Source organism: Dysgonomonas sp. Shenzhen-Wh21, from assembly GCF_043392705.1.
In the GTDB taxonomy this organism is placed as follows: Bacteria; Bacteroidota; Bacteroidia; order Bacteroidales; family Dysgonomonadaceae; genus Dysgonomonas.
In genome coordinates this window covers 1-7,511 of sequence record NZ_JAIXHZ010000219.1, presented here as the reverse complement: position 1 = coordinate 7,511, position 7,511 = coordinate 1, and the positions used below count along the sequence as shown (strand labels likewise).

The 7,511-nt window shown below is 33.0% G+C and carries 7 protein-coding genes and 1 pseudogene; all 8 read left to right on the top strand.

The genetic code is table 11. The features are described 5' to 3' along the window. A partial coding sequence (locus tag LDB17_RS14650) for a hypothetical protein (RefSeq protein ID WP_393925116.1) occupies positions 1-729 on the top strand: 729 nt, incomplete at its 5' end. Positions 730-852: 123 nt separating this feature from the next. Then, positions 853-1,464 (top strand): hypothetical protein, encoded by a 612-nt coding sequence (locus LDB17_RS14645; RefSeq protein ID WP_252636400.1) that lies wholly within the window; start codon positions 853-855, stop codon positions 1,462-1,464. Beyond that, positions 1,451-3,097 (top strand): hypothetical protein, encoded by a 1,647-nt coding sequence (locus LDB17_RS14640; protein WP_252636401.1) that lies wholly within the window; start codon positions 1,451-1,453, stop codon positions 3,095-3,097. The genes LDB17_RS14645 and LDB17_RS14640 overlap by 14 nt, the downstream gene beginning before the upstream one ends. 396 nt (positions 3,098-3,493) lie before the next feature. Beyond that, positions 3,494-4,852, top strand: coding sequence for a pentapeptide repeat-containing protein (locus tag LDB17_RS14635; protein ID WP_252636402.1), 1,359 nt, complete (start codon positions 3,494-3,496; stop codon positions 4,850-4,852). Between the two features lie 3 nt (positions 4,853-4,855). Next, positions 4,856-5,827: a hypothetical protein gene (locus LDB17_RS14630; protein ID WP_252636403.1), complete on the top strand. Its 972-nt coding sequence runs from the start codon at positions 4,856-4,858 to the stop codon at positions 5,825-5,827. Positions 5,828-5,915: 88 nt separating this feature from the next. Further along, entirely contained in the window at positions 5,916-6,386 is a 471-nt protein-coding gene (locus LDB17_RS14625) for a hypothetical protein (RefSeq protein WP_252636404.1), read from the top strand. A gap of 40 nt (positions 6,387-6,426) precedes the next feature. Further along, complete coding sequence (locus tag LDB17_RS14620) at positions 6,427-7,164, top strand: hypothetical protein (protein WP_252636405.1); 738 nt, start codon at positions 6,427-6,429, stop codon at positions 7,162-7,164. A 5-nt stretch (positions 7,165-7,169) separates the two neighbouring features. Then, positions 7,170-7,511: pseudogene (locus tag LDB17_RS14615) on the top strand (hypothetical protein); the annotation flags it as partial.

The window sequence follows — 7,511 nt, the reverse complement described above, 5'->3', positions numbered from 1 at the left end:
ATAGAAGCCGGTGCGCTTCTGTTGCTAAAACTTAATAGAAATAGGGTATTGTATCAATATATCACAAGAAAAAAAGCTTTGCCTAAACTGATATATGAGATGAAAAAGCAATCGGATATCCTATCTAAAAGGCAAAATTTAGCAGCAAGTGAGTTGACCGACGAAGAAGTTCAGAAATTCACTCAGAAATCGGAAAGAGCTGCTAAGACGATAGAAATAGTTGAAAAAGGAGTAAAGGGCAAACGCCACGATCATGAACAACTATCCCAGGAAGCACAAGAAGCTTATGAAAAGAACCTGGACATCTATCCTAAAATGCGTTCATTGCACGAAAAATTAAAGCTAATGGTTAATGATCGTCCGTGTGACAGATATCCATTCCTGAAAGAATTAGTAGGCTATGATGAACAGATACGCTCCAACTGGAAGCTATACGACAATGCGAAAGTATTGCCCGAACAGACACAGCAAATTGACGAAACATTAAGTCCGGATAATACAGGTTCAAAAACACCTATACTTGATGCAAAAGGTGTATCGGCTGCTCGCAAATATCTTAGTTCTAACAAGAAAAAACTGCAAGGCCTCAAAGAAACGGATAAAAATAAATACGATATCTTACTTCCGGAAATGCAAAAGAGATACGACGGTCTCATTATCTCCGGGCAAACTCTTGATGAAAAACAAATTGCAGAACTGAAGGAAGCGGGATTGAGTGTCAAAGAATAAGGAAAAAAATCTTTGTGTTATTAAATAAATAGAATTGAGAAAGCCTGAGCTGTGATAGTTCGGGCTTTTTTGTCTTTTATACCCTCATTACCCCTGTTTTAATTTGATGTATAAACAGTTTTTATGCGCAAAGAAAAAACAATAGATATCTGTCACCGTCATCTTTTCGATGATGTGGATACAATGCGAAAGGCTAATGTATCTACACAAATTATCAATCGGATAAAAAGGATTCGCTCCATTTATACGACATGGAATGATTATCCGATGAAAAAAGATAAGGAAATGCGTGACAGGTTAGTAGCTGAATTTGGTATTTCCCAATCAGAAGCCTATGAAGATATTTCGATCATAAAACAAATACTGGGAGACGTAAACTCAGCAACCAAGTCCTGGCATCGATTTAGGTTTGTGAGCATGATAAATGAAGCTTTTGAAATCGCCAGGTTAAAGAAAAAAGAATCTTCGATAGAACGCATTGCTGCAACATACGCCCGATATACGCAACTTGATAAAGAAGATGCTTTAGAATTCCCTTGGGAAGATATTATTCCGGATGTGATAGAGCCGTCTTCCGATCCTACACTTATAGGTATAAAACCAGTGCCTAACATCCAACAAAAAATAGCAGATCTGAAAAAGAAATATGAAGCTGAGATAGAAGATATAGACTTTGTAGAGATCGGAATTGATCCAAAACTTATTGAGGAAATAAAGGGGTATGGCGACGAATAAGGTATATTTCAATCCACCGCAGCAAGTAACCATGTATACCGGTGCACATACCACTATCTTTTTAGGTGGGCGCCGATTAGGAAAAACGCACGGTGTTGCAGCTCCATTTGTTAAAAGAAATTTTCAACAAATGCCACGATCTTCAGGTGCGTTTGTTTTCCCATCCTATAAACGTGGTTTAACTAACACATTGCCCGGAACTCTCAAGGGGCTAGAATCATTCGGTTTAAAACGTAATTTGCATTATGTAATCGGTCATAAGCCACCGAAGTCATTAGGCTTCGGAAAACCGATCATAGAGCCTGCAAATTATGAACATGTTCTATCCTGGTATAATGGCTCTATCAATTATTTTATTTCACAGGATATTATTGGCTCGTCAAACTCTCTTACATTGGATTATGTAATGGGAGATGAAGGTAAGTTCTTAGATTTTGAAAAGCTAAAAGATGAAACTTTTCCGGCAAATGGAGGTATAAAATCACATTTCGGACATATCCCTTATCATCATAGTATGCTATTCTTATCGGATATGCCTTCGTCAAAGAAAGGATCATGGCTTCTGAACTATAGAGAGAAAATGGATAATGAGCTAATAGATACTATCCATGGTATCATCTATGAATTATGGAAGATCAGGAATAGAATTAAGGAGCTTAAATCAAAGAACAAAATTATTCCGAAGTATTTACCATCCTATTACAAAACTCTCTCAAAATCGCTCTCTGAATTCCGTAGCGTGGCTGTATATTATGCCGAATGGTCGAGTATAGAAAACCTGTTAGTCCTTGGTGAGAATTATATAAAGCAAATGAAGCGTGATTTGCCTCCACTTGTTTTTCAGACATCTATCCTGTGTAAACGTCTGGGAATATTAAAGGATGGTTTTTATTCTGCGTTGAATAGTAAAATACACTATTATACCCGAAATAACAATGACTATCTGCAGGGACTAGAATATAACCTTAAAGCTATCCAGGACAACAGTTCTTTACAAGACGCCGATGTACAACCATTAGAGCCTATTTGTATAGCGATGGACTACAATGCGAATATAAACTGGCTGGTAGCTGGCCAACGCGAAGGGCGATGGATGAATATACTCAAAAGCTTTTATGTAAAATATGACCGAAAGCTGCAAGAGTTGGTTGATGACTTCTGTCATTATTACCGTCATCACATGAAGAAGAAAATTATATTCTATTATGACTCTACTGCTATACGGTCTAACTATGCTGTATCGGATAGTGATGACTTCTCGGAAGTAGTTCGCAAAAGATTTCAATACCATAGCTGGGAGGTTGAGATGATGTACATAGGTAATCCATGGAAGCATAAAGATAAACACCTATTTATAAATCTACTATTCAAAGGTCAAATTGAGAATGGTTTAACACCATGTTTGAATGAAGAAAATAATGAGGAGCTCATTATAGGCCTCGAGACAGCCGGTACAAAGATAGGATCAACAGGTTTTGAAAAAGATAAATCAGGAGAAAAGCTTGCCGAATCAGAAGAAGACAAGCTTGAGTACCGAACGGATGGTACAGATGCCTTTGATACATTAGTCATAGGCATGAACAAATTTCCTTATGAAGGCGCCATGGGTATGGGAGCCTTTTGGAGGGGTTAACATCCAAATTTTAACAATGTAGTAAGGCGTACCCCAAGGGGTTGCGCCTTTTCTTATGAGGTGTCACTCGAAACCCTCATCCACAAAGGATTTCAATAAAATTATCAATCATATAAGGTCAAAAACAGAGCGGTAATTACGAAGGACGCCTCAGGGCGAGGCGGGGTCTTCTTCGTGAAAATCGACTTTTTTAGCAGTAAGCAACGCCACAACACACTAATAATAAACACATTAAATAGACATTTATCGGAATAGTTAAATAATTAGATAATAATAATGGTAATATATATAGGTAATAGCATGAAAATGTTCTATTTATTTCAAAAAAAATATTCAATAGTGTTAAATTTAGTCTAAAAAATATATTAACTTCGGCCAAATTAACCTAAATATTCTATGAAAGTTATAACACAGGAAGAATTTGATAAAATCTATAAAGCTCATCTTTCTTGGCTTTATAGTGATGGAGTAGAAGGCGAAAAAGCTAATCTAAGTAATGTGGATTTTACAAATTTAATCATTCCTAAAAATCTAAATTTAACTGAGGCTAATCTAGATAAAACAAACTTTAGTAAGGCAGATCTCAGTGATGCTACTTTTTCTAAAGCAAATCTAGCAGAATCAGATTTAAGTTATACTAACCTTAAAAATGTGGATTTTGCAGGAGCAAATCTTACTTATGCAAATCTATCAGGATCAAACATCAGAGAATCAGATCTTTTCAAAGCAAATCTTTCATATGCGAATCTTTCACATGCGAATCTTACAGGAGCGGATCTGAGTAAGTCTACTCTCATTAATGCTGATCTTTCCAATGCGCTTTTAATAGGAACTATTTTAAAAGGAACAGATCTTACACATGCAAATCTAAAGGACGTAAATCTCCGAAGAGTTAACCTTTCAGATGCAATACTTTCTGAACCCGACCTTCAACAAAAATCGGTTGCTGATAGTATGAGAAAAATAAATGCATTAAGAAATTCATCGTCAAGCACAACACAAAGCATTTATAATGAGTACATTATAAATAATTATTATGATGAAATTAAGAAACTAGAAAAAGAAAGATTAAGTCTTATCGCAAGTGCTGAAAATAAGGATGCAGAGCTAGAAGCCAATAAAGAACATCTCAATAAGCTAAAAATTGAGTTGCAAGAGAGAGAAGAACTATTTAAAAATACAATTGAAAAAATTAATGTACATAATATAGATAGAGCTTTTAAGACTCTAATAGATTCAGGATTAGAATTAGATAAAGAGGTACTCTTATTGAGAAATATGATTCGATGGTATTTTGGAGGAGTAATTGGGTGTATAATATTGCTGTTATGTGTCTGGGCACATTTCTTTTATAAAGTAGAATCGTTTATCCCAACTGATCATCATAGCAATATAAACTTGTTAGATATTTGGGTAAACCTTTCTCCCTCTGTACTACTAGTCGGACTTCTCTTATTTTTCATTTATCAAATCCATAAATGCCAACGACACAAAGTTATTTTAAAAAAGTTACTATATAAACCGAATCAAATAAAAGGCATATTAGAAGCATATATTTATATATCAGGAAATAATGAAACAAGTAATATTCAAATTAATAAAGTATTAGATGATTATGTATGCCACATAATTAATCATGATATAGATACAGACAAAGAAGAATCGCGATTAAAAGAAACTGACAAAAAAGATGCTTCTACAAATGAGCAACTACTAAATATAATAACCGAAGTTATTAAAAAAGTTAAACTATAATATATGAGTAAAACTACAAAGACAGAGGAGGATGCTACGACTCCAGCTGCTTCTACAGAGGAAAATACCTCAGACAGTGAACAACCTGTTTGTGGCGTTGTAATGCCTATATCAGCGATTGACGGATGTTCTGCTGAACATTGGCAAGAGGTAAAAAATATTATTTTTGATGCGATTAATTCAGCTGGGTATAAACCCTGTCTCGTTAGCGAAGCGGATGACAGTGGAATAATACAAGGTCGAATTATTCAAAATCTTTATAAAAATGAAATTGTGGTTGTAGATGTAAGTGCTAAAAACCCTAATGTTATGTTTGAATTGGGAATAAGGTTAGCCTTTGATAAACCCACTATAATAGTAAAAGATGACTTTACCGATTACTCATTTGATACATCAGTGATAGAACATATTCCTTATCCAAGAACACTAAGATTTAACAATATTGTCCAATTTAAGAAAAAACTTAAAGAAAAAATAGAGGGTACAATTAAAGCTGTAAAAGTTAATCCTGATTATACTTCTTTTTTAAAGCATTTTGGAGAATTTAAAGTGGCAGGAATTGAGAGCAAATCCGTTCCAATGGAAACCTTTTTAATGACATCAATAAATGAAATAAAGAATCAATTAGCTAATTTGAAAAATTCAGCAATAATTGATTACTCTCTTTCTAAGTATCCACGAAATGATATTGACTCTCGAGATATAAGAGGTAAAATTATACCTAATACTGAGGAAGGATTGGATATAATTAAGATACAAATGTTTATTAAATCAGACTATCAGACTTATAGTAAAGAGAATAATATTACAGCATATTCAATATTATCCGATCCTAAGGAAAAATCAAAATTTTTAAACTTTGTTTTGAATAGAAATCCAGTATTGAATAAACAATATAAATTTAGCTATTCTCACGCACAAACAATCGACCGAATAATATATGAAGTCTTAAATGAGATTGATGCGCCTTTTTAAAGAAATTCTTTTAAGGAGACATTATTTCAAAGATTATCAATAACTAGGCAATATAGATTTTAAAATATACCACATCAAAACATCTAAAATGAATAAAAGTTTTCTATATAGAATATCTCTATCAATCGTTACATTATTAATTGTAACCTCATGTACTGCTCCTACAAAAACATCATATAGAAAAACCTTTGTAATTGACTACTCAAGATATAATAAACAAGGGTTCTATATTACAGAAAGTAATTCTGTAAGTTTTGATTATGAACCTATAGGTTCAGTTATAACCGTACTTAAAGGCTTGGATAATTTAACTCAAGTTGAAGTACATAATGAATACAGTGATACAGAAGCTCAATTAAGTGTAAGAACAAATAGAGTTCCCAAAACAAAAACAAAGTCGATAAAAGAGGAATATACAATTTATGATGCTATCGATGAATTTGCCAGCCAATGTAAACAAATTGGGTCGAATGGAGTCATACGGTTTCGTATAAAATATATTTCTGATTCATACTTTGGGGACGGTTATGAAATATCTGGTATGGCAATAAAAAAATAAAATTAGAAGTCATATTTTTTGTTATAAAGAACTTTAAACAATGGAAAGAAACACAATAAAACCGGATAGAATAACAAAGCCATTTCAACTCTTAGCAGCTTGGCTTGTAGGGTTAATTGTAGTCAATGCTTCCTTCTTAGGGGCAGCTTCTTTAATATCTCTACCATCCTGGGGGCCCAATGCTTTAATAATTGCATCGATAGCAAATGTTCCATTATTTATTGGCTCAATCTTTTTATTACAAACAAAGTTCCGCCCAGAAATGCAGACCGATGATTATTATTCTGATTACCGGAAAAGAGAGTTAGAACTTAGGCAAACAGAATTGCAATTTCAAAAAGAAATCAAGGAACAGGTAAAACAAGATGTTGAAATACAAATTCAAGAAGTGGTGAATATAGATAACTTAGAAGAACAAAAAGTAGCAATAAATAAGATGGTAGATTCCTTTGAAGAACTTAATTTAATGACTAAATATTATAATTCTTCATCTCTAAGATCATTTTATAAATTCAGATATAAAAATGGAATTGTAGAATATACCTATCCTGGAGATATATTACATCTCTCTTTTAACAAAGAGCCCTTTATAATAACAAAAATGGAATTAGATTCTCTACGAACTGATGGACTAGTCAATTTAGCTGCTGTAATAAGGAACAATCCATCTTATAGTATTAGCGATTTAGGTATTAAAATTTATGAAAGGATAAAAAATGTTTTCGATAAAAACGAATTAAACCTAGATGTTTCTGAGCAAAGAAACGTAAGCGATTAATAATTATGGATAATAAACGACAAATAAACAGTTTTATTCCAATTGAAAATAAACTGAATGAATTTCATCATTATTTAAGAATAAACGACAGATGCATTTTTTCGGCAAAATTTGGTGATGGGAAGAGTTATTTTCTATCCCAATTTATGAGTCAATATAAGGATAAATATTTTTTTATACCAATCTATCCAGTAAACTATCAGGTTGCAGAAAACAAAGATATCTTTGAATATATAAAAAGAGATATACTCATTCGCTTACTTATGGCTGATGAAACTGAAATAGATGATTTAGAAATAAGCGAAAGTTTATTTTTTTCTGAAGCATGTTTCTCTTTAAATTTATCA